Here is a 23647-nt window from a genome sequence, read left to right as displayed (position 1 = left end):
AATAAAAGGAGGTATCAAATCATGATAAAATTTGTTAAAATTTCTAATTCAAAAAGTAAGGGGTATTGGTATTATCCAGAAAACAATAACACACCTGGAATGATAGAAATAAACGAGAAAACAGGAGATGTCAATGTAATTGTTGAATCTACTCTGGATCAAGAACTAGGATACCCTATTTATGCAAACAAAGCCAAAGCGTATGTTAAAAGACTGTTCGATTCTGGGAAAATGCCTGATGAAGAAAGTTTAGTGTGGTATTAAAAAGTTATCACAGATCATAAAGCAAAACAAAAGACTAACCAAAAAGGTTAGTCTTATTTTTTTATTAAGATGCACCAAAGGCACATCCTGTGCGTATCCTTAACTTATAAGGCTTTTAATAAAATATCTTATCCTTGACGAACAAGGTTTTCGACTACCCATATTATATCACACAAAATATTCCGTATCAAACTTTTTAACATAATTTTCAAGTTTCATACTCACAATTTCAAAATAAACATCTTCTTTCGGTAATAGTCTTACATCTAGTTCGGAAATACTTAATTTCCCAACCTTATCTAATGAAATTTCCTCACCAGAAATTACATTCCAATATTCATTTTGTTTCAAAATAGCATTTCGCATAGACCCCTCACCATGTAACAATTCATATAAGTCATTCATAGATAACCTTACAATAATATAATTCAGTTCATCTATATTTGTACACAAAACAAGATAATGATTACTTTCACCCTTGCATAAGAAAAATATAGGAATATCCATATAATCAACTAATACTTGTTCTAAATATAGTTCAATACCCTCAATTCTAAAACATAAATTACCATTCACTGTATCACCTCTACCCTGCGTTATTCTTGCTTAATTATACCATAAAATACCCCAACATTTACGCTTTAATTTTCCAATTTTAAAGCGTATTTGTCAAAACCAACTGAAACAAAAAGACTAACCAAAAGGCTAGTCTTCTTTTCTATATTCTTTTACCTTGAAATCCATCTTATCCTTTATTTTCTCAAATAGTTCAATTACATCACTTGGAACATCTCGTTTAAACACCAGAATAACTCCATTATCTGTTATTTCTTCCGATGCTATCCAATCATTTACTTTCTCAAGGTAAACCAATGTTTCTTTTGTTGGTAATCTCATCATTTTATCTTACTCTGATGTACGTTGCACCATGCCCAACATTAGCCGTATTAAGAACAGTCTGGTTACCCTGCCATCCGCCGTGAACAGCTTGTCCATTACCAGCATATACACCAATATGAGCAACACCTAGTCCACCATCTGGATAATAAATTAAGTCACCAGGTACTGCCTCCGAAGCAGGAACAACAGTACCTAAACTCATGTAACCAGCCGGCCAATCATGGAAGTTAATACCTACAGATTTAAGTGCATTTGTTACAAGCATTGTGCAATCTTGGATTTTACCAATTTGAGCTAAGGCTGCATTATAAATAGCACTAGCTTTATCACCAGCTACAGGTGCAACCGATTTCGGTTCATCTTTCTTAACTTGAACTTCTTCTACTTTCTTTTTAGGTACTTCCTTTTCAACCTTTTTAGTCTCTACAGGTTTTACCTCTTCTTTTTTAACCTCTTTTTGCACAACTTCCGGTACAGGTTTAGGTGCAACTGTTGCATTCATAACCGTTGGTTTAGGTTTACTTTCTTCTTTAACCACATCAAGAGACACCGGTTTAACCTCAGGTGTTTCTACTACTTTATTATCCACCTTAACTTGTTCCGATTGCGTCTTAAGAACTTGCCCTACGAAAATCAAGTTAGGATTTGATATTGAATTGTACTGAACTAAATCATTAACTGATACCCCAAGATTTCTAGAAATCTTACCTAATGTATCACCTAATGTTACAGTATAATAACCATTTGACTTGGCTTCCTCAGCCTTCGCAACAACTGTTCCGTAACTAAGTTTATCACCTGGGAAAATAAGAGAACTTGTTAAATTGTTATCCCTCATAAGTTGTTGATTATCTCAGTTTAATTTGATATAATCAGAGCTGGAGAGAGAAGTTAGGGAGTGTAAAACTTCCGATAAAGATGGTGGCTACTTTAATAAGAAAGGGGATGGTGCTATGCTCGCATACACTAAAATCTTGATGAAAGGAGTAGCAAGTTGTCAGCTTACGAAATTGTACAGACGATTATTGGAATAAATCTATTGATTGTTTCAGTAGTTAGTGCATGTATTGTAGCATTAAAAAAAGACAATAAAAAATAACCATCTTTATACTTTGGCAAGGTAAGATGGTTATATAATAACTAAACCAGAGCCACCGTCTTTAAAACGGCTCTCTCTTTTTTATATTTATATTTTAGCATAGATAAGGTAAGAAATCAAAGATTTTAATAAAAAGACCCCACCAATAATTTTTGGTGGGGTTTTTGGTGGGGAACCTAATTGAATTAAATAGATTTGCAACATTTATAACAACTAAAAACGCAGTTAAATTAGGATTCTCCATTCAAATTATATTTGTAATCTATTCCCACTCAATTGTTGCCGGAGGCTTACTTGTAATATCATAGACTACGCGGTTAACGTGAGCAACTTCGTTTACGATACGAGCTGAGATTTCTTCAAGTACTTCAAATGGAATGTGAGCCCAGCTTGCTGTCATACCGTCGATACTTGTTACGGCACGAACTGCAACTGTGTAATCATATGTACGAACATCTCCCATAACTCCTACTGAGCGAATATCTGGAAGACATGTGAAGTATTGCCAGATTTCTCCTTCTAATCCACGTTTAGCGATAACATCACGTAAGATGAAGTCACTGTCACGAACGATTTGAAGTTTTTCTTCTGTTACTTCTCCAAGAACACGAATACCAAGTCCTGGTCCTGGGAATGGTTGACGCCAAACGATTTCGTGAGGAAGACCAAGAGCTTCACCTAATGCACGAACCTCATCTTTGAATAAAGTATTAAGTGGCTCGATTAGAGAAAAACGCATGTCTTCTGGTAATCCACCTACGTTGTGGTGTGATTTGATTGTTTGTGCATTCTTAGTTCCTGATTCGATAACGTCAGTGTAAAGAGTACCTTGAGCTAAGAATGGTACGTCGTGAAGTTTAGCACATTCTTCATCAAATACATAAACGAATTCATTACCGATGATTTTACGTTTTTGTTCTGGATCACTTACACCTTTAAGTTTTCCAAGGAATCTATCTTTGGCATCGACTTTGATTAGATTCATGTTGAATCCACCTTCGATTTCTTTACTGAATGTGTTCATTACAGCTTCAGCTTCACCTTTACGAAGTAAACCGTGATCGATAAACATACAGATTAGTTGATCTCCGATTGCTTTATCTAATAGGGCTGCAACAACTGATGAGTCTACACCACCAGATAATGCACAAAGAACTTTTTGATCTCCAACTTCTGCACGGATTTCCTCAATTTTTTCATCGATGAAGTTTTGGATAGTCCAGTTTTCAGTACATTTACATACATTACGAATGAAGTTTTTAATTAAGTCATAACCGTATTCTGAGTGACGTACTTCTGGATGGAATTGGAAGCAGTAAAAGTCTTTTTCTACGTTTTCAGCAGCAGCGATTGGACAGTTATCGCTTGTCGCTACTACTTTGAATCCTTCAGCAAGTTCAACAACTTTATCAGAGTGACTCATTAATACTTGTTGAGTTGTAGGAGTACCCTCGAATAATTTAGCTCCTGAAACTACATCAACATTGTGAGCTCCGTATTCTCTACTTGTAGCAGATTCTACTTTTCCTCCTAGTTTGTGTTGCATAAGTTGCATTCCGTAACAAATTCCTAATACAGGAATACCTAGGTTGAAAATCTCGTCATCAATTGTAAGAGAGTTTTCTTCATATACTGAGTTAGGTCCACCTGAAAGGATAATCCCTTTAGGGTTCATTTTTTTAATTTCTTCAATAGAAATTTCATTGTCATGTAGCTCAGAATAAACACCAAGTTCACGTACACGACGAGTGATAAGTTGGTTATATTGACTACCGAAGTCAAGAACTAATATAAATTCGTGTTTCACGTTTTTCCTCCTAAAATATACTTTTATTAATATAAATTATTATATCAAGAAGTTGAAGATATGTAAAATCTTAAATGTTAGAAATTTCGTGGATTTTTTTGACAGAATATTGATATTTTAACGAAAAAATAGTTAAAAACGAACTTTAAGTTTACAAAAAGGATAAAAAATTCGCGAAATAAGATTTTAGTTTTTCAAAAAAAATGAAAATTTTGATTTATACGAATTATAGGTGAGAGAAAATTTTATTAAATTTTTTTTGAAAATGTTATAATAAGTTTATAGAAAGTAGGAGGAAAAATAATGGTAGGAGCATATATTGGAACATATACCAAAGTAACTAGCGAAGGAATATACTTAGTTGAGTTATCTGAAGAAGGGAAAGTACTAGAAGTTAGAAATGTAGCAAAAGTTGACAATCCAACGTATTTAGCATTGTCTAATGATAATAAATATTTATATAGTGTATCAAGAGTAGATGGAAAAGGTGCTGTTACAAGCTTTGAAGTTGAAGAAAATGGAACTTTGAAAGAATTAACATCAGTTGCTCAAGAAGGGAATCCTCCTTGTTACGTAGAGTTAAATTCGGATAAAAATACTTTACTATCAGCGAACTATCATTTAGGTACGATTGATAGTTATGCTGTTGAAAATGGTGAGCTTGTAAAACTCTTGTCAACAGATCATCACGAAGGAAGTGGAGTACACGAAAGACAAGAGAAACCTCATGTGCATTTTTCAGGATTTACCCCAAGTGAAAAATATGTCTTCTCATGTGATTTAGGGACTGATGAAATTACATCGTATAAGCTTAATGAAGGAGTTTTAGAAAAAGTAGCTACTTTTAAAGCTAAAGATGGAAGTGGAGTTCGTCACATAGTATTTAGTAGTGATCAAAAACAAGCTTTTGTTATGACAGAACTTACTAGTGAGGTAATTGCTTTTGATTATGATGGAGAGGGGAACTTAACAAATCCAACATATTATTCTACATTACCTGAAGGTTTTTCATTAGAAAATAAAGGAAGTGCGATAAAAATTTCAAATGATAATAGATTTATCTATGTTTCTAATAGAGGACAAGATGCGATAGTTGTTTTTGAAAATACAGAATCAGGCTTAAAACAACTTCAAACTATTAGTACTGAAGGGCAAGGCCCAAGAGATTTTGACCTATCAAAAGATAATACTTTAGCAATTGCGACAAATGAAAATAGTGGAACAATTACTGTGTACACTGTTGACAAGAAAACAGGAGAGCTAACTGTTGTTGCTTCTGAGGTAGTTGTACCTGAGGCGGTTTGTGCTAAGTTTATATAAAAGAAAACCTAAGGTGAGGATGCAATGTGCACCGAAATTCTGGGCAAGCCAGTAAAAGGATGCATAGCATCGACTCATCTTAGGTTTTGTTATTATGAATTTCGTTTTTTAACGACGAAGAAAGGTGCTCCGAAATTAATGTATTCTAATATATAATCTTCAAGATTATTGATATTCTTCGGATTGTTGCTATCTTTTGTTAAAATAAATCCTGTTAGTCGTAGTTTTTCGTGAGAAATATCTCCTACGATATATGGTTTATTTTTTAACACATCTACTAGTTTTTCTTCAAATGTTTCTTTTTGGAATGCATCTTTAAAGTTGTAGATAAGCTCATAAATAGTTCCTTCAACTTCGAAAACTAAATTGTTTTGCTCCATATTTAATCCTTTCTAACAACTTGTCTCATAACGTATAGCGCTGCAAAAACAAGTGTATATATTGCAAGTATACCCGTAGCGAAGTACTTCGTACGATCTATAACGATAGTAGTTTTTTCATAATTATTTTTTTTATCAAAGTTATAATCATTGATGAAGTTTGATTTGATTTTTGCTAGATTTCCTATATTATCATTAGAAGTGAATTCAGAGAAAACTGTCCCTTCGTTTGCTGATATTGTTCCGTATTTTTGGAATAAAAGTATTTTTTTATTCATAAGAAGATATGTTACATCCTTAATAGAATGTTTCTCATAGAATAAGTCGTAAATATCTTCGTTAAAAGTAATACGTTCATTGTTTATAGTATATGTTCCTGCTTTAAGGGCAAGTTTGTAGTTGTAGTTTGAGAATAGGTAATCGTAAGTTTTTTGAAGCTTATCAAAATAAGTAGCTTTATCATCGCTTTGGTTTAATACGGTGATAATTAATTTAGTATTACCACTGTACGCGTAAGTTACGCTATTTTTATCAGAGTAATCTAAACCTAAAACTCTAAACTTATCTGATTCTTTAAACTCAATACTATTGTTAATTTTTTCTCCAGATGCTAAAGTATGTTCTGGATTTTTTGTAATTTCTGTAATCTCAGGATAATTTTTTAGAATTAAACTAGTAATGTAAGAGATATTCTTCGCAGTACTAGTATTATTTCCGTTGTTATCTAGTGATTCTAATTTTGTGTCATTTAGTGACATAGAAGCTAATATGTCCTTAGCTTTATCAAGAGTTATGTTAAAGTGAGCGAATATAGCTTGATTAAGACTATTAGAATTTTCATTTTCTAATAGGAAGATTGCATCTTTAACTGTAATTGATGATTCTATTTTGTATTTAGAAAGAATGTCATCGCTGGTTGTAATATTAATTTTTTCGTCTAAAGTTATTTTTTTATTTTTCAAATTATCAGTAAGCAGGTAAAGTGCAAGATAGTTTGGTAATTTACCTACAGATACTTTTTCATTTTCTCCACGTTTAGAAATGATTTTCCCCGTGTTTAATTCCGAAACTACAAGATGAGCATTAACATCGCTTAAATTTGTTACTGCGTTATTATCTAAAAAGACATCATCAGCTTTTGTGAAGTTTGGAACTAAAAATACAAGAAGTAAAATCAAAATGCTAATTTTTTTCAATCTCATTATTTAAAATCCTTTATTTTAAAATTGTCTAATTTAGAATATTAACATAAAATTAAAATTCCATTTAAACACATACCTTTTAGTATATTACAAAATAAGGAAAAATTCCAATAAGAAGGAAGCAAATTTTAGAATTTTTAATTGTGTTGCTTCCCAAAGTAAACTCCAGCGCAAAGCAAAAATTGGGATTTAAGTTGCAACTAATTTTTCTGTTACTTCCTAAAGTAAATTCCAGCTCAAATAAAAAACTGGAATTTAAGTTGGGAATTCCCCTGAATTTTCATTGAAATTATGAGGTGTGAGATTAAGTTCGACGTAGAAAAATTTGAAAGTATCTGATTACATGTTATAATTTAGATGATATTTGATTAAATTAAGAGAAAGTTGAGGTTTAAGATGAAATACGATGTGATTGTGATAGGTCTTGGTAGTGCAGGGCTTATGATAGCGGATAGACTTAATGATAGTGGTTTGAAAGTATTAGTTCTTGAGCAAAATAGACGTGCAGGAATAAAACTTCTTTTAACAGGGAATGGTCGTTGTAATGTTATGAGTAGCGACAATGCTGAAGATTTTGTCGCGGCAGTGCATAATGGTAGATTTTTAAGAAGTGCATATCATAAATACAATGTTAAGAAGTTCTTTGATAAACATAATTTGAAATTAAAACAAGAAAATAGAAGATTATATCCAGCTAGTGAAAAGTCTAGGGATGTTGTTAATGCGTTTAAAATAGATCACGCGAAGATTAACTATAAAGAAAAAGTGGAAGACTTGGTATTCGAAGATGATAAACTAGTTGGTGTAAAAACAAATGTTGATACGTATTACGGAAAGAATATCGTAGTCTGTGCTGGAGGGAAAACATACCCTCAGAGTGGAAGTGATGGTTCATTACATAGAATTCTGAAAAAACATGGTGTGAAGATTACTAAAATATACCCTAGTGAAGTAGCCTTAGTTTTTGAAGACTTTAGAGAATTATCTGGAGTTGCATTGCAAAATGTAAGAATGTTCCATAAGAAAAATGAAAGAAGCGGGGACCTTCTATTCACGCATAAAGGATTAAGTGGACCTTTATCAATTTCTATGGGAGAATTTGTGGCTCGTTATCTAGAAGATAAATTTTATCTAGACTTTTATCCTGACCTTAATGAGGAAGAACTTTTTGCGAAGCTATGGGAAGATAACAAATTCTTACAAGGAAAATTGCCAAAGAGTTTTTATAACTTCATGATTGAAAAATATTTCCCAGAAAATGTTAGTAAAAAAGAGTTAAGAAAATTTGTAACGAAAATCAAGCGCTATGAATTGGTTGATGTTATGACGATGCCATTAGAATATGCCTTTACTACAGCAGGTGGAGTAGATCTTAAAGTAGTAAATCCGAAGACATGTAGTCATAAAAAAATAGAGAATTTATATTTTGCAGGAGAAATTCTAGATTTACATGGAGAAATTGGAGGTTATAATCTTATGGTTGCCTGGTTCACAGGGATGATTGTGGCAGATGCAATTAAAGAGAAGTACGGAATAGAATAAAAAATTTTTATTATTCTAATTATACAAATATTGTAAAAATAGTTATATAACACTTTAAAAGATAATTAGAATGTTTATATAAAAATGTTAAAATAATAAAAATCAAGTGAGCCTGGACAGGTTGAAAGTATCTTTATTTCTTAGTATAATTTTTGTATAAACTTATAGTTAAAGAAAGGATACAATAAATATGAAAAGAATATTAAAAGTATTAACTATTATTTTATCAATTTCCCTAATTTTATTAGGTTGTGGTCAAAAACAAGCGACTGAAAGTAAAAAAGAAGCTAGTAAAATTGATTTCGGTGGTAAAACAATGAATGTTGTGGCAACTTCTGAAAAATACAAAAAACTTTTTGATAAATTCGCAGCTGAAACAAATAGTAAAGTTGAATTTTTATCTATGTCAAGTGGAGAGGTAATCTCAAGAACAAAAGCAGAAGGTAAACCGATGGCAGATCTTTGGTTTGGTGGAGGAATTGATGCTTTTATGGCTGCTAAAAAAGATGGTCTTTTAGAGCAATATGAAGCTAAAGGTTCTGACAAAATCAAAGAAGGATTCAAAGATAGTGAAAATTACTGGCTATCAAAAGGTATTACTGTAGTTGGATTTTTAGTTAATGAAAAAGTCTTAAAAGAAAAAGGATTAGAAGTTCCTAAAAAATGGTCAGATTTAACTGATCCAAAATACAAAGGTACTATCATAATGAGTAACCCGGCAATTTCTGGTACTAACTTCGGTGCTGTAGCAGGAATTTTAGGACAAAAAGGTAACGAAAAAGGCTGGGAATACTGGACTGCATTCAATAAAAATGTTGATTTCTACAGTAAACGTGGTAAAGATCCACAAGAAAAAACAGCTGCAGGGGAATTCGGAATTGGTATTATTCCTGTTGATAAATCAGCATTTGATGCAGCTAAAAAACACAATTTAACAGTTGTTTATCCTGAAGATGGTATTCCTTGGATTCCTGAAGGTGTAGCAATGTTTAAAAATTCTCAAGCTACTGATATAGCTAAAGCATTTGAAGACTTTATCTTAAAACCTGAAAACCAACAACTAATTGCTGAACTTGATGGTAAAGATGGAGCTCAAATGGTAATCGATGGTTCTAAAGGAGCAGATTTAGGATTACCTAAAGATAGACTTCTTAAAGAAGATTTAGCTTCATTTGGTAATGAACGTAGCGCTATTCTTAAAAAATGGAAAGAATTAGTGGGAGATAAATAAAATTGGATTGAGACTGACCAAAAAGCACTAGATTTTAAAATAGTTTACATGAAAACTCATAGACGCAGTGGGTTTATTGATATCTAAATTCGCTTCAAAAAGCTTTTTACTAATAAGCTGTGTGGGGGTGACTCGACAAAATTGATTTCTACGAAATCACGATTTTTGAGTCACTCCCATTTTAAAAATATTAAAGGAGATAGTATGTTTAAAAAAATAAATTTATTTGACAGTATTGTCATAGGACTCATTATTACTTCTTTTATACTTTTTGTACTATATCCGTTTGTTGCTGTTTTTAATTATGGGTATAAAGGTGAGTTGTTTTCTGAGTTACTAACTAATCTTCCTAGTTATTCTCATTTACTATTAAATACTGTTAAAGTAGCATCAGCAACTACTATAGTTACTGTCTTTATATCGGTTGCTGTTTCACTTTATTATTTTATCGGAACATCGAAATTCAAAAATATAATAGTGTTTATATTTATGATTTCTATGATTTCACCACCTTTTGTAACTTCATTATCGTATATTAATTTATTTGGAAGACGCGGCTTAATAAGTTACAATCTGCTGAAATTAAATTATGATCCTTATGGTTTCTTCGGAATTGTCAGTATGCAAAGTGTGACGCATATTTCTATAAATGTCTTACTTTTAGTTGGATTTTTAAAAGGGATTGATAAAGGTGTGATTAACTCAGCTAGGTCTTTAGGTGCAAATACGAATAGAATAATACTCGATATTCTTCTTCCGCTAATGAGACCTGTTATTAAAGTAGTTATTCTGCTGACATTCTTAAGGAGTATGGCTGATTTTGCAACACCGGCTATAATAGGAGGTAAGTATAATGTTCTTGCCACTGAAGGTTATTTATCATTTATTGCTGAAGGAAATATTAGTAAAGCTGTAGTAATGAATTTAATTATTCTAATCCCCTCACTTCTTATATTTTTGATATTCTTTAAGAGTTTTAGAAATACTACACTAGGTAGTAAAAATGTTGGTGTATTAGAGGCTAATATTAAGAAATCGGGTATTATTTACTATATTTCTTTAATAGTTACTGTAATTATTGTGTTGATGTTAGCTAGTTTATATAGCGCGATAGTTATTTCGGCATTTTCAACTATGGAATATGGGAAATTAATATTTACATTGCAGAATTTTATAGATGCTAATGATTATATAACTGATGTTTTTGTAAGAAGTGTGATTTATTCACTTATTGCTGGATTGATTTCTTCGGTAGTAGGTCATGTTCTTCAATATTACATTTACATAAGAAATGTCAAAGTCTTAAAAATGATTGATTTCGTAGCGACTTTACCTTATATACTACCTGGTACATTCTTTGGGCTAGGTTACGTATTAGCTTTTAACTCATATCCTTTGAAATTAACAGGAACAGCATTAATAGTAATATTGAATTTGGTGTTTAAGCAGATGCCATTTGCCACAAAAATAGGTTATAGCTCTATAAGTCAAGTGTCTGAAGACCAGTTGAAATCAGTGAGGGACTTAGGAGGAAGTAGGTTCAATGAGATTAAGGATGTTGTGTTTCCTATGAGTTATGAAGGTTTTTATATAAGCTTTATTAATGGTTTTACGGCAACGATGACAACAATTGGGTCTATTATTTTCTTAATATATCCTAGTCAAAAAGTGGCGACTATAGTTATGTTTGATGTAATAGAAAGTGGAAAATACGACATAGGTTCGGTTATTGCGTTTTACATAATTATGATATGCTTAGTGATAAATATATCGTATTACCTGATAGTAAATAGAAGGAGATAGAGTATGTACTTAAGTTTAAAAAATATCTCAAAAAAATATAAAGATAAAGAAATTCTAAAGAATATTAGTTTTGATATAAAAGAGGGAGAGTTGATTTGTATACTAGGGCCCTCTGGATGTGGGAAAACTACGCTGTTAAATATTATAGGAGGCTTCGTATCAGATTTTTCAGGTGATGTATTGTTATCCGATGAGAATATTAATAATATACCACCTGAAAAAAGAGAGATTGCTACCGTATTCCAATCTTATGGCTTATTTACTCATAAAAATGTCATAGACAATGTAAGTTATGGTCTGAAACTATTGAAAATTGATAAGCATATGAGGAAAAAAAGAGCACGAGATATGCTAGAAAAAGTAGGGTTAGCGGGCTATGAAAAGAAAAAGATTAAAGAGTTGTCTGGAGGAGAACAGCAACGCGTTGCTATAGCAAGAAGTATGGTGCTGAATCCGAAATTGTTGTTACTAGATGAACCTTTATCGAACCTAGATGTGCATCTTAGGGATGTAATGAGAAAAGAGATTAAAAGAATTCAAAAACAATTTGGAGTTACAATGATTATAGTTACTCATGATCAAGAGGATGCCTTTAAGCTTGCTAATCGAGTAATCGTAATAAATGAAGGACATATAGAGCAAGTAGGTACTCCAGAAGAACTCTATAAAGAGCCTAAGAACAGCTTTATCTCGAGTTTTATAGGTGAAAATAATATTATCGATGAAAGCCTGGTAATTAGACCAGAAGAAATATCCATAAAATTAGATAACTCGGGAGAGAGTAAAGTTGTTGATGTAACTTATCTAGGAGCTACAGTTGAATATTTAGTTGAGACTCCAGATGGGAATACTTTAAAAGTCTTAACGATGTCAACAGCAGAAAGATTTAATATTGGAGACAAGGTTTTGGTACAAATTAATAATTAAAAATAACACTAATAGAGATATCTTAAGTCTCTATTAGTGTTATTTTTTGTTTACTTTTATTAAAAGTGATAGTATAATAGTTTTATTGAATTTAAAGATGAAAGGTAAAGAAAAGTGAAAAAACATTTTAAAAAAATATTAGCGACACTGCTGATTTTAGTAGTTGTTGCGTTTGGTTTTGTTGGAAATTATTTTTATAACTTTGGATTGAATCCGAAGGTAGATAAGAGTGCGATTGTTAATCAAGATAGTGATGGAAGTAAAGAAGATAAAACAGCTTTAAACAAGTGGTTTGATGAAATGAAGCAAACTGTTGAGATGGAGTCTGTTACTAAAAATAAACTTGTAGGATATAAATTCGTTAATCCGGATGCTAAAAAATGGATATTTGTAGTACACGGATACACTAGTGATGCTAAGAAAATGGTTAATTATATCAAGAAATTCTATGATATGGGTTATAGTGTTTTCGCACCAGATTTAATAGCTCACGGTAATAGTGAAGGTGAGTTTATTTCTATGGGTGGTTACGACTCTGATGATTTAGTTAATTGGGTAAAGAAAATATCATCAGAAAATAATAATGCTGATACTGCATTATTCGGAATCAGCATGGGGGCAGCTACAGTAATGAACGCAGTAGGTAAGGATTTACCATCTAACGTAAAAACTTTTATTGAAGATAGTGGTTATGTGAATTTAAAAGTAGAATTCACATATCAGTTGAAAAAATTATTTAATTTACCGAGTTTCCCTGTAATTCCGGCGGCAAATACGGTGACGAAGATAAGAGCTGGATATTTCTTTGGTGATGTAGATGCAACAAAAGCTTTGAAAGAAACTAAACTTCCAGCCTTAGTACTACATGGTGAAGAAGATGGTTTTGTTCCGTTAGAACATGGGAAAGCTGCTTATGATCTAATAACTTCAGATAAAGAATTTCATAGTTTTCCAGGAATGAAACATGTTCAGGCTGAAAGAAAATTCAGAGAACAATATTGGAATATTGTAGGAGAGTTTCTAAAGAAACATTTTGAATAAAAACAAAACAGACGATTGACCATAATTTCAATCGTCTGTTTTTATAAAGAAAGAGTAAATATGAACATATTAATTTAATATAATTAGTTATTCACCGATAATAACTAATTCTTTGTTAAGTTTGTTTAAAACTTCACAACCATCTTCCGTAACAAGAACTAGGTCTTCGATACGAACACCGAATTCTCCTGGAAGATAAATACCTGGTTCGATAGAGAAAATCATACCCGGCTCACATTTAGTTTCATTGATGCTAGAGATATCTCCATATTCATGACATTCTAATCCGATGTGATGGCCTGTACGATGTGTAAAGAATTCTCCATATCCTTTTTCTGTAATGTAATCACGACAAGCCGCGTCTATATCGCAGAATCTAAGACCTGGTTTAACAGCAGCAACTCCTCGTTTTTGAGCTTCTAATACTATTTCAAATACTTCACGTGCTTTTTCGCTTGGTTGTTTCCAAAATACAGTACGTGTCATATCTGAACAATAATTGTCTTTAATTCCACCCATATCGATAATTATAGCGTCTCCTGGCTTTACATATCTATCTCCTACAGTACCGTGAGGATTAGCTCCGTTAGCTCCATAAGCGATAATAGGATCGAATGATAATCCGTCGACTTTTAATTCTTCATGAATAGCAAGTAAATCTTTAGCTACATCTTTTTCTGATTTTTCTTCAGAAATACTATTTATAACTCTTTGGCAGGCCGCGTCGTTTAGAATAGAAGCACGGCGCATAAGTTCTTTTTCTTCATCATCTTTAATCATGCGAACACGATCGACGATTTGAGATACATCTACAAATTTGTTTTCTGGTAGATGATTCATAAGAGGTAATAGGAATCGAGCAGGAAGGACTTTATCTATACCTATAACAGAACCATTTGGTATGGTTTTTGCTAGCAGTTCAATAGGATTATCAGTATCAGAATAAACTACTTTTTCTAATCCTAAATCTTTTTCAAGTGGGAAAAGAGCATTGATGAATAGTTTGTGATCACCATTTTCATCAAGTAGCACTGCAAAAAATCTTTCACCTGGATGCTCTAAGTATTCCGTTAGATAGAAAATTGAATAAGGATTGCTAATTAAAGCTTGGTTGATTCCTTGTTGTTTCATTTTTTCTAAAATCTTGTTAGTTCTTGAAAGTTTCACTTTTCTCGACTCCTTTAACTATATTATAATCTTTAATATAATTATATCACTAATATTAATCGATTGCAAAATTGTTATATAGATGATTATTATAGATTTTAAGAAAGTAATTGAATATTAAAAAATATTGAGATATAATAGAAGAGGATTATAAATATCGTGAATTAAGTTATTTTAAGAAGTGAAAAATAACACTGTTATGCGATACAAAAAAATGTAAACAAATACACAACAGGAGGTATTATTATGGGGGAATTAAGGAGTTTATATCCTGAGATTAAAGAAAATTTCTCTAAAATGTTAAAGGTTGATGAGACTCATACTATTTATTATGAGGAGAGTGGGAATCCTCAAGGTGTTCCGGTAGTTTTTTTACATGGTGGACCAGGCTGTGGAACATCAGCAAGTGGTAGACAATATTTTGATCCGGAATTTTATCGAATTATATTATTTGATCAAAGAGGAAGCGGAAAGTCTACGCCTCATGCATGCTTAGAGAATAATGATACTTGGCATATTATTGATGACATGGAGAAAATAAGGGAGGATTTAAACGTTGATAAATGGCTAGTATTTGGTGGAAGTTGGGGTTCTACCTTAGCTCTTTGTTATGCTATTAAACATCCAGAGCGTGTGTTAGGTTTAGTACTACGTGGTATTTTCTTAGGGCGTAGAGAGGATATATTATGGATTTATGAAAAAGGTGGTGCGAGTAATATACAACCGGAAGCATTCGAGAGATATGAAAGTATAATCCCTAGAGATGAACGTCGTGATATGGTCCGTGCGTATTATAACCGTCTAACAAGTGAAGATAGGGAAACGAGAGAAATCGCGGCAAGAGAGTGGAGCATGTGGGAAGGAAGTCTTGTTACACTTCATCCAGACCCTAACTTGGAACAAAGTTTTGGTGATATCCACTATGCCGTTTCAATGGCGACTATTGAATGCCACTTTTGGATGAATAATATGTTCTGGAATGACGATGATTGGATATTAAATAATATCGATGTTATAAAAGATATTCCTACAACAATAACTCATGGGCGCTATGATGTTGACTGTCGCGTTGTAGGTGCTTACGAATTAAGTAAAAAGTTAAATAATTGTAAATTGGATATTGTTGTGGCTGGCCACTCAGGAGGGGAACCAGCGATAGTGGATTCATTGGTAAAAGCAACTGATTATTTCAAAGATTTATTAAAATAATAATAATAATAAAATAATGTAGACTATAGATGTTGATTCTATAGTCTACATTATTTTATTGAAAAATTAACTAATTTTAAAAATCTAGGGGGCAAAAAAAGACCTAAATTTTAATAAAGTGCATATGAGAACTCATAGACGCAGTGGTTTATTGATATCTAAAATCGCTTTAGAAAAGCTTTTTAGATATCTAATAAACTGTGCGGGGGTGACTCGACAAAATCGATTTCTCCGAAATCATGATTTTTGAGTCACTCCCTAGTGAAATGTATATTATAATGTGATAGAATGATAAGTATGATAATTGTGAGGATTATTTATCGATGAGGTTTTTCACGATTAGTTAGAAAATTCATAAAGAAGTTATATATGAAATAACGAAGGAGTTAGGATAATGGAGATAAAAGAAAGAGTTTCTAAGTTAAGAGCATTAATGGAAAGAAATGGAATTGATATCTATATGGTTCCAACAGCAGATTTTCACAATAGTGAATATGTAGGAGAACATTTTAAAGCTCGTGCATTTATGAGTGGATTTACTGGTTCTGCAGGGACATTAATTGTTACTAAGGATTTTGCAGGTTTATGGACAGATGGGAGATATTTCTTACAAGGAGAAAAACAATTAGAAGGAACTGGTATAGAGTTGCAAAAAATGCGTGAACCTGGAGTTCCGACTATTGAGGAGTTTGTTGTCGAAAATACACCTGAGAATGGGGTATTAGGATTTGATGGTCGTGTTGTGACTTTTGGTGAAGGGAAAGACTTAGCTACTAAACTAAAACGTAAAAATGCTACGGTAAAATATGATGTTGATTTAGTTGATGAGGTTTGGGAAAATCGTCCGGCGCTATCAGAAGAACCAGCATTTTATATGAGTTTAGAAAGAGCTGGAGAATCTGTAGCTAGTAAGCTTGAGAGAGTTCGTAAAGAAATGCATGAAGTAGGAGCAAATATCCATGTTATAACTACGCTTGATGATATTGGATGGTTATTAAATATTCGTGGTATGGATGTTGATTATGTACCGGTATTATTAAGTTATGCAGTTGTTTATGAAGATAGTGTTGACTTATATGTAGATGAGAGAAAACTATCTGATGAAATCAAAAAACACTTGGCAGACCATAATGTACACATTAAGCCATATAATGATATTTATGAAGAAGTGAAACAATTTTCAGGTAACGATGTAGTATTAGTCGATCCAGAGTGCTTAAACTATGCAGTGTTTAACAATATTCCAAAAGAGATAACACTAGTGGAGAGACGTAACCCGACAATTTTAATGAAAGCTATAAAAAATGAGGTTGAATTACAGCATACTATTAAAGCTCATGTGAAAGATGGTATTGCTCATACGAAGTTTATTTATTGGTTAAAACAACTGGTAAAACAAGGTACGAGTGAACAAGAAGATGAACTTTCGGCATCTGCGAAACTTGTAGAATTTAGAAAAGAGCAAGGTGGCTTTATCTGTCCAAGTTTTTCTCCGATTTGCGGTCATGGTGAAAATGGAGCTATTGTGCACTATTCATCTTCTAAAGAAACTTCTATTCCGTTACGTACGGGTACTTTCTTCTTAACAGATACTGGTGCACACTTTGAAGAAGGTTCAACTGATATTACGCGTACTACAGCAATGGGAGAAGTTAGTGATAAATTAAAATACGATTATACACGAGTACTTCAATGTCACCTTCGTTTATCAAGATTAAAATTCATGGAAGGTGTTTCTGGAGCTAATGTGGACTTATTCGCTCGTGCTCCATTATGGCAAGATTATGAGAACTTCAACCATGGAACAGGTCATGGTGTAGGTTACTTAGGTAATATTCATGAAGGACCTCATGGTATTCACTGGGGAATCTATCGTGCAGCTGAACCATTTAAACACGGAATGGTAGTTACTAATGAACCGGGATTATATATCTCGGGTTCTCATGGTATTCGTTTGGAGAATGAACTTATTGTTAGAAAAACAGTAAAAAATGAATATGGTCAATTTATGGAATTTGAAGTAATGACATTTGTACCATGGGATTTAGATGCTATTAATCTAGATATGCTTACAATTGAAGATAAATATGAATTGAATAAATATCATGCGAAAGTATTCGAAGTATTAGCTCCACACTTTGAAGGTGATGAGTTAGAATGGTTAAAACAAGCAACTAGAGAAGTTTAATTTTCATGAGGCTAATCTAAAAGTCCTAAAATTTAATAAAGTTTATATGAGAACTCATGGACGCAGTGTATTGATATCTAAATTTGCTTTAGATATCAATACACTGTGCAGGGTGACTCAACAAAATCTTGTTTCTTAAGAAATCATGATCTTTGAGTCACTCCCTACTAATATTCTCTAAGAAAAAGTGATATAATAGATTATGTGCAATTAAAGAAATAATTAGTAAATAAAGAAAAGAAGTTGAGGGAAATCAAATGGATTTAAATATACAATTAAAAAAATATGCCCAACTTATCGCGAAAGTTGGATTAAATGTTCAAGAAGGTCAACCTGTATTAGTTCGTGCTAGTACTGAAACACGTGAGTTTGTAGCGAAAGTTGTAGAAGCTTGCTATGAATTAGGAGCAAAAAGAGTATCAGTAGAGTGGCGTGATCAAGAATTAACTAAACTACATTTAAAATATCAAACTGAAGAAACTCTAAGTACGATTGGTCAATGGTACATTGATAAGTATCAAGACGAATTAGATGAAGGTGCAGCATTCTTATCTATTATCGGAGATGATCCAGATGGATTAGCAGGTGCAGATAGTGCGAAATTAAAAGCGTCTATGGTAGGTCGTTCAAAAGCTATGCGTAACTACATGAAATCAATTATGAGTGACGAATGTCCATGGTGTGTAGTCAGTGCTTCAACTGTTGGATGGGCGAAGAGATTATATCCTGAATTAAACGATGAAGCGGCTTACTTAAAACTTTGGGATCAAATCTTAAGTGCTTGTCGTTCAACTGGAGATGATCCTGTAGCTGAATGGGAAGAACACATTAAAGTTTTAGATGAAAAAGCAAAATTCTTACACGAAAATGAATTAGTTAAATTGCATATCACAAATGACTTAGGAACTGATTTGTATGTAGGATTACCTAAAAATCATATTTGGCAAAGTGCAGGAAGTTATGCTAAAAAAGCTGATCGTTTCGTAGCTAACATCCCTACAGAGGAGGTATTTACAATGCCTCATAAAGATGAGACAAGTGGTATTGTTTATAATGCTAAGCCTCTGAACTATAGTGGGGTATTAATTGATAATTTCTGGTTGAAATTTGAAGATGGTAAAGTCGTAGACTTCGGAGCTGATCGTGGTTATGATGTTCTTAAAAACTTATTAGAAACTGATGAGGGTTCAAGAAGAATAGGGGAAATGGCATTAGTACCTTATGATTCACCAATCTCAAATACAAAAATTCTATTCTTAGAAACATTATTTGATGAGAACGCAGCATGCCACATTGCTCTTGGTAAAGCATATCCAACATGTGTTCAAGGTGGACCAGAAATGACTGATGAACAATTAGCGGAAGTTGGTGCTAATGATAGTTTAGTTCACGTTGATTTTATGATTGGAGAAGCAACAACAAATATCACTGGGTATACAGCAGATGGTAAAGAAGTAGCGATTTTCAAAGACGGAAACTGGGCTTAGTAATATATAAGATATACGGTTGAAAAAAATTTCGATTGTATATCTTTTGTTTTATTTGGTAGAAGTTTTCAAAATTTCATAGATTATCGTGGATTTTATTTGCGAAAAGAGGCTAAATATGTGATAATAGATTGTACTAATATTTAGGGGTGATTAAATGCGTTTGGATAAATTTTTAAAAGTATCAAGAATTATAAAAAGAAGAACAGTTGCTAATGAAATATCATCAGAAGGGCATATAGCGATTAATGATAAAAAGGCAAAGCCATCTAGCACTTTAAAAATAGGAGATAAGATTACTATTTACTTTGCTAAGAAAGAAGTTGTATATGAAGTATTAGAATTAAAAGACAGTACTAAGAAAGAAGATGCAACCAAAATGTTTAAAATCTTATCTGAAAAATCAAGAGAAGTAGAAGATGAGAGAGCAGAATAGTCAATTCAAAAAAGACGTCTTAAAAGCAAAAGCTAAGTATAGAAAACGTCGTAAGTTTATTATATTAGCTATAATGACCTTTGCTTTAGCTGTAACTTTACTGCAAACATTTTTATATATCCGAGATAAGAAACAAATCAATGCTCAATTAGCTGAACAAAATCAGACGATTGAAAATCTTGATAAAGAAAATAAAGTAAATGAGTTAGTTATAGATAAACTAAAAGATCCATACTTTATAACGGACTTGGTAAGACAGGAGTATGGGTTAAGCTATCAAGGTGAGTTGATTTTCAATATTCCATTACAAGATAATTTCTTGCAAGCGACGATAAAATCTATAATGGATGGAAATTTAGAAAAATCTGGAGATAATAATGGTAGAATTGATGATAGTAAAATCCCTGAACTAGCAAAAAAAGATGATAAAAAATCAGCTTCTACAAAAGAATCAGAGAAAAATACTGATAAACAAAATGCTAAGAAAACTAGTGATAGAAGAACAGAAGATAATTCATCTGAAAAGGAAGATGATAAAGAAGAGGGAAATCAACCTCAAAGAGCAACTAATAATAAAAATTCAAACACTAATAATCAGAGAAGTAACAGAGGATAACGTTCTGTTGCTTCTTTTTTCAGACTTTTATATGATACAGATTTCTGAAATGTTATTATATAAAAAAATACTTCTGACTATTAATATAAGAAATGATTAATATAAAAGAAAAGATAATGTATAGCGAAATGGGATTTTAGTATTAAATTTACAATACTTAAGTTTAAATATTTGTTAAAAATGTATTAAAATGTTAATATAATAGGTAATAAATTTAATTATATACATAAATCGGAGGAGATTATGAATAAATATCTAGGTGATGCTTTGCATACCGACCTTTATCAAATTAATATGGGATATGCATATTTTAAAGACGGAATACATGAAAGAAAGTCATATTTTGATGTGTATTTTAGAAAAATTCCTTTTGGTGGAGGATATGCAGTATTCGCTGGACTAGCCAAAATTATAGATTATGTAAATTCATTTAAATTTTCAAACTCTGATATAGAATTTTTACGTGAATTAGGATATGAAGAAGACTTTTTAGAATATCTAAGTGCTATGAAATTTACAGGTAATATTCGTTCTGTAAAAGAGGGAGAAATTATTTTTGCTAATGAGCCACTCTTGAGAATTGAAGCTCCACTTATTCAAGCGCAAATAATGGAAACGGCTATTTTGAATATTGTTAACTATCAAATATTAATAGCTACGAAGGCTGCTAGAATCAAGCACTTATGTCCAGATGAAGTTTGTATGGAATTTGGTACTCGTCGTGCTCATGAATTTGATGCGGCAATATGGGGAACGCGAGCTTCTATTATCGGTGGATTTGATGCTACTAGTAACGTAAAAGCTGCAAAATTGTTTAACATTCCATGTAGCGGAACGCATGCTCACTCATTTGTTCAGGCTTATGAAGATGAAGAAGTTGCATTTAAGAAATATGCAGCTGCGCATAAAGATTGTTATTTCTTAGTTGATACTTATGATACATTGCGCTCTGGAATTCCTACTGCTATTAAAGTAGCGGATGAATTAAAAGATGAGATTAATTTCCATGGTATTAGATTGGATTCAGGAGATATAGCATATCTATCAAAAGAAGCAAGAAAAATGTTAGATGAAGCGGGTTATCCTAATGCGAAAATAGTAGCTTCAAATGATTTAGATGAAGATACAATTACTCACTTAAAACAAGAGGGTGCATGTATTGATGCGTGGGGTGTAGGTACAAAGCTTATAACTGCTTTTGATAATCCTGCATTAGGTGCTGTTTATAAACTTGCATGTTTAGAAAATGATAAAGGTGAGATGATTGACAGGCTAAAAGTCTCGGAAAATCCTGCAAAATTAACTGTTCCAGGTGTAAAAAGAGTTTATAGAATAATAAATACAGACACAGGTATGGCAGCAGGGGATTACATTGCATTGGAGAATGAAAATGTGAATGCAGAACAGAGTATAAAACTTTTCCATCCGACTCATACATATTTAGCTAAGGAAGTGGAGAACTTTAAAGCAATAGATATCCATGAAGATATTTTTGTTAATGGTAAGCAAGTATATGAAGTTCCAACAGTACAAGAAAGTGCTAAGTACTTCCAACAAAATAAAGAATTATTATGGAGTGAGTATCTTCGTTTACTAAATCCAGAATTCTATCCAGTAGACTTAAGTACTAAGTGTTGGGAAAATAGAAAAGAAATATTGGAAAGAGTAACAAAAAAATCAAGATAATTAGGTGATAATATGACATTACAACAGGAAGTAATAAAAAAATTAAGATGTAAACCTGAAATTAATGTAGAAGAGGAAGTAAGATTAACAATCAATTTTCTAAAAGATTATATAAAGAAAAACAACTTCATAAAGAGTTTAGTATTAGGTATATCAGGTGGGCAAGATTCTACGCTTTGCGGTAAACTATGTCAAATGGCGATTACTGAATTAAGGGAAGAGACAGGTGAAGAGTATAATTTTATCGCCGTTAGACTACCGTATGGACAACAATTTGATGAAGATGACTGTAACGACGCATTAAAATTTATTAATCCGGACAAAGTATTTACTGTTAATATAAAAGACGCAGTAGACGCTAGTGTAAATTCTTTAAAAGTAGCAGGTGTGGAAATTACTGATTTTGCGAAAGGTAATGAGAAAGCACGAGAAAGAATGAAAGCTCAGTATTCTATTGCTACTATGAATAAAGGTATAGTAGTTGGTACTGACCATGCAGCAGAAGCTATCACTGGATTCTTTACAAAACATGGAGACGGTGGAGCAGATATAGTACCTCTATATAGATTAAATAAAAGACAAGGGAAAGCATTATTAAAAATGTTAGATTGTCCAGAACACTTATATCTGAAACAACCAACTGCAGATTTAGAAGAAGATCGTCCTGCTTTAGAAGATGAAGTTGCACTTGGAGTAACTTATAATGATATAGATGATTACTTAGAAGGAAAAGAAGTTCCTAATAATGTAAAAGAAATAATAGAAGGACATTATTTAAGATCAGAACATAAGAGAAACTTACCAGTTACTGTGTTTGATTTTTACAATATATAGTAGAAATAATAGAAGGAGAGGATAGGGAACTATTCTCTCTTTCTTACTTATATAAAGGTTTAATTAGCGTATTAGATGGTGTGGAAAAATAAAATGAAAATAAATTAAAAATTTTGTTGACATAATATGAAAGTGATGATAGAATAATAAAAGTCTTTTGATAGAGAAGACGAACAATAAAGAGTTTCTAAATAACTAATGTTAAGAAAAAGCTTGACAAAAGATAATAGAAATGCTAAAATGATTACTGTCTTGTAAAGATAATTTCATCAAAATAAACTATGTAAAATAGTTTTTGAAAAAATATAAAAACTATTGACAAGCTTTAAAACAGATGATAAAATAGTAAAAGTCTTCTCAAGAAGAAGGCGAACAATCAAACATTTCAAAATATTGAATGTTAAGAAATTATAGAAAACTTCTTGACAAAATATAAAAGAAATGATAAACTTGTAAAAGTCTTGAAGAAAGACAAAATCAATTATTTCAACGAAGTAAACGATTTAAA

Annotated in this window: 22 protein-coding genes; 15 read left to right on the top strand and 7 right to left on the bottom strand. The window is 32.1% G+C overall.

Annotation, left to right across the window (positions count from 1 at the left end):
• Positions 1-21 precede the first annotated feature (21 nt).
• Entirely contained in the window at positions 22-264 is a 243-nt protein-coding gene (locus tag RWQ74_RS01715; RefSeq protein WP_314396203.1) for a hypothetical protein, read from the top strand.
• 168 nt (positions 265-432) lie between these two features.
• Here RWQ74_RS01715 and RWQ74_RS01710 read toward each other — a convergent pair whose 3' ends face one another.
• The 3 genes from RWQ74_RS01710 to RWQ74_RS01700 all read right to left on the bottom strand — a co-directional run bounded on the left by RWQ74_RS01710 (position 433) and on the right by RWQ74_RS01700 (position 2002).
• Complete coding sequence (locus RWQ74_RS01710) at positions 433-840, bottom strand: hypothetical protein (protein WP_314396202.1); 408 nt, start codon at positions 838-840, stop codon at positions 433-435.
• A gap of 129 nt (positions 841-969) precedes the next feature.
• Entirely contained in the window at positions 970-1161 is a 192-nt protein-coding gene (locus tag RWQ74_RS01705) for a hypothetical protein (RefSeq protein ID WP_314396200.1), read from the bottom strand.
• Between the two features lie 4 nt (positions 1162-1165).
• Positions 1166-2002 carry a LysM peptidoglycan-binding domain-containing protein gene (locus RWQ74_RS01700; RefSeq protein WP_314396198.1) on the bottom strand — a complete coding sequence of 279 codons (837 nt, stop codon included), beginning with the start codon at positions 2000-2002 and terminating at the stop codon, positions 1166-1168.
• Positions 2003-2158: 156 nt separating this feature from the next.
• On the opposite strand from RWQ74_RS01700, the gene RWQ74_RS01695 reads away from it, so the two are divergent.
• Positions 2159-2263 (top strand): putative holin-like toxin, encoded by a 105-nt coding sequence (locus RWQ74_RS01695; RefSeq protein ID WP_081450717.1) that lies wholly within the window; start codon positions 2159-2161, stop codon positions 2261-2263.
• Between the two features lie 262 nt (positions 2264-2525).
• Here RWQ74_RS01695 and guaA read toward each other — a convergent pair whose 3' ends face one another.
• Positions 2526-4070 carry a glutamine-hydrolyzing GMP synthase gene (gene guaA / locus RWQ74_RS01690; RefSeq protein ID WP_314396196.1) on the bottom strand — a complete coding sequence of 515 codons (1545 nt, stop codon included), beginning with the start codon at positions 4068-4070 and terminating at the stop codon, positions 2526-2528.
• 303 nt (positions 4071-4373) lie between these two features.
• On the opposite strand from guaA, the gene RWQ74_RS01685 reads away from it, so the two are divergent.
• The gene (locus tag RWQ74_RS01685; RefSeq protein ID WP_314396194.1) at positions 4374-5390 is read left to right on the top strand and encodes a lactonase family protein; all 1017 of its coding nucleotides are present in this window, start codon (positions 4374-4376) and stop codon (positions 5388-5390) included.
• Positions 5391-5482: 92 nt separating this feature from the next.
• Here the strand turns inward: RWQ74_RS01685 and RWQ74_RS01680 are convergent, their stop codons facing one another.
• On the bottom strand, positions 5483-5770 hold the full coding sequence (locus RWQ74_RS01680; RefSeq protein ID WP_314159839.1) for a YutD-like domain-containing protein: 288 nt from the start codon (positions 5768-5770) through the stop codon (positions 5483-5485).
• A 2-nt stretch (positions 5771-5772) separates the two neighbouring features.
• Entirely contained in the window at positions 5773-6972 is a 1200-nt protein-coding gene (locus tag RWQ74_RS01675; RefSeq protein ID WP_314396191.1) for a hypothetical protein, read from the bottom strand.
• A 396-nt stretch (positions 6973-7368) separates the two neighbouring features.
• Between RWQ74_RS01675 and RWQ74_RS01670 the strand changes: the two genes are divergently transcribed.
• From RWQ74_RS01670 to RWQ74_RS01650, 5 genes are all read left to right on the top strand, one after another.
• Positions 7369-8514: an aminoacetone oxidase family FAD-binding enzyme gene (locus tag RWQ74_RS01670; protein ID WP_314396189.1), complete on the top strand. Its 1146-nt coding sequence runs from the start codon at positions 7369-7371 to the stop codon at positions 8512-8514.
• Positions 8515-8704: 190 nt separating this feature from the next.
• Positions 8705-9745 (top strand): ABC transporter substrate-binding protein, encoded by a 1041-nt coding sequence (locus RWQ74_RS01665; RefSeq protein ID WP_314396187.1) that lies wholly within the window; start codon positions 8705-8707, stop codon positions 9743-9745.
• 204 nt (positions 9746-9949) lie between these two features.
• Entirely contained in the window at positions 9950-11548 is a 1599-nt protein-coding gene (locus RWQ74_RS01660; protein ID WP_314396184.1) for an ABC transporter permease subunit, read from the top strand.
• Positions 11549-11551: 3 nt separating this feature from the next.
• On the top strand, positions 11552-12475 hold the full coding sequence (locus RWQ74_RS01655; protein ID WP_314396183.1) for an ABC transporter ATP-binding protein: 924 nt from the start codon (positions 11552-11554) through the stop codon (positions 12473-12475).
• 114 nt (positions 12476-12589) lie between these two features.
• Positions 12590-13516 carry an alpha/beta fold hydrolase gene (locus RWQ74_RS01650; RefSeq protein ID WP_314396182.1) on the top strand — a complete coding sequence of 309 codons (927 nt, stop codon included), beginning with the start codon at positions 12590-12592 and terminating at the stop codon, positions 13514-13516.
• 87 nt (positions 13517-13603) lie between these two features.
• Here the strand turns inward: RWQ74_RS01650 and RWQ74_RS01645 are convergent, their stop codons facing one another.
• Entirely contained in the window at positions 13604-14683 is a 1080-nt protein-coding gene (locus tag RWQ74_RS01645; RefSeq protein WP_314396180.1) for a Xaa-Pro peptidase family protein, read from the bottom strand.
• A gap of 246 nt (positions 14684-14929) precedes the next feature.
• On the opposite strand from RWQ74_RS01645, the gene pip reads away from it, so the two are divergent.
• From pip to nadE, 7 genes are all read left to right on the top strand, one after another.
• A complete protein-coding gene (gene pip / locus RWQ74_RS01640; protein WP_314396178.1) occupies positions 14930-15892 on the top strand; it encodes a prolyl aminopeptidase in 963 nt (320 codons plus the stop codon).
• Positions 15893-16286: 394 nt separating this feature from the next.
• The gene (locus tag RWQ74_RS01635; protein WP_314396177.1) at positions 16287-18080 is read left to right on the top strand and encodes an aminopeptidase P family N-terminal domain-containing protein; all 1794 of its coding nucleotides are present in this window, start codon (positions 16287-16289) and stop codon (positions 18078-18080) included.
• A gap of 257 nt (positions 18081-18337) precedes the next feature.
• The gene (locus RWQ74_RS01630; protein WP_314396175.1) at positions 18338-19567 is read left to right on the top strand and encodes an aminopeptidase; all 1230 of its coding nucleotides are present in this window, start codon (positions 18338-18340) and stop codon (positions 19565-19567) included.
• Positions 19568-19724: 157 nt separating this feature from the next.
• Entirely contained in the window at positions 19725-20003 is a 279-nt protein-coding gene (locus tag RWQ74_RS01625; RefSeq protein WP_314159828.1) for an RNA-binding S4 domain-containing protein, read from the top strand.
• A complete protein-coding gene (locus RWQ74_RS01620; protein ID WP_314396172.1) occupies positions 19987-20619 on the top strand; it encodes a septum formation initiator family protein in 633 nt (210 codons plus the stop codon). The genes RWQ74_RS01625 and RWQ74_RS01620 overlap by 17 nt, the downstream gene beginning before the upstream one ends.
• Before the next feature lie 243 nt (positions 20620-20862).
• The gene (locus tag RWQ74_RS01615) at positions 20863-22305 is read left to right on the top strand and encodes a nicotinate phosphoribosyltransferase (protein WP_314396170.1); all 1443 of its coding nucleotides are present in this window, start codon (positions 20863-20865) and stop codon (positions 22303-22305) included.
• 12 nt (positions 22306-22317) lie between these two features.
• Positions 22318-23139: an ammonia-dependent NAD(+) synthetase gene (gene nadE, locus RWQ74_RS01610; RefSeq protein ID WP_314396168.1), complete on the top strand. Its 822-nt coding sequence runs from the start codon at positions 22318-22320 to the stop codon at positions 23137-23139.
• Positions 23140-23647: the final 508 nt, after the last annotated feature.

Source organism: uncultured Gemella sp. (assembly GCF_963525165.1).
Taxonomy (GTDB): domain Bacteria; phylum Bacillota; class Bacilli; order Staphylococcales; family Gemellaceae; genus Gemella.
Note: the sequence above shows the minus strand (reverse complement) of the source record. Positions and strands in the feature narration are given on the sequence as shown.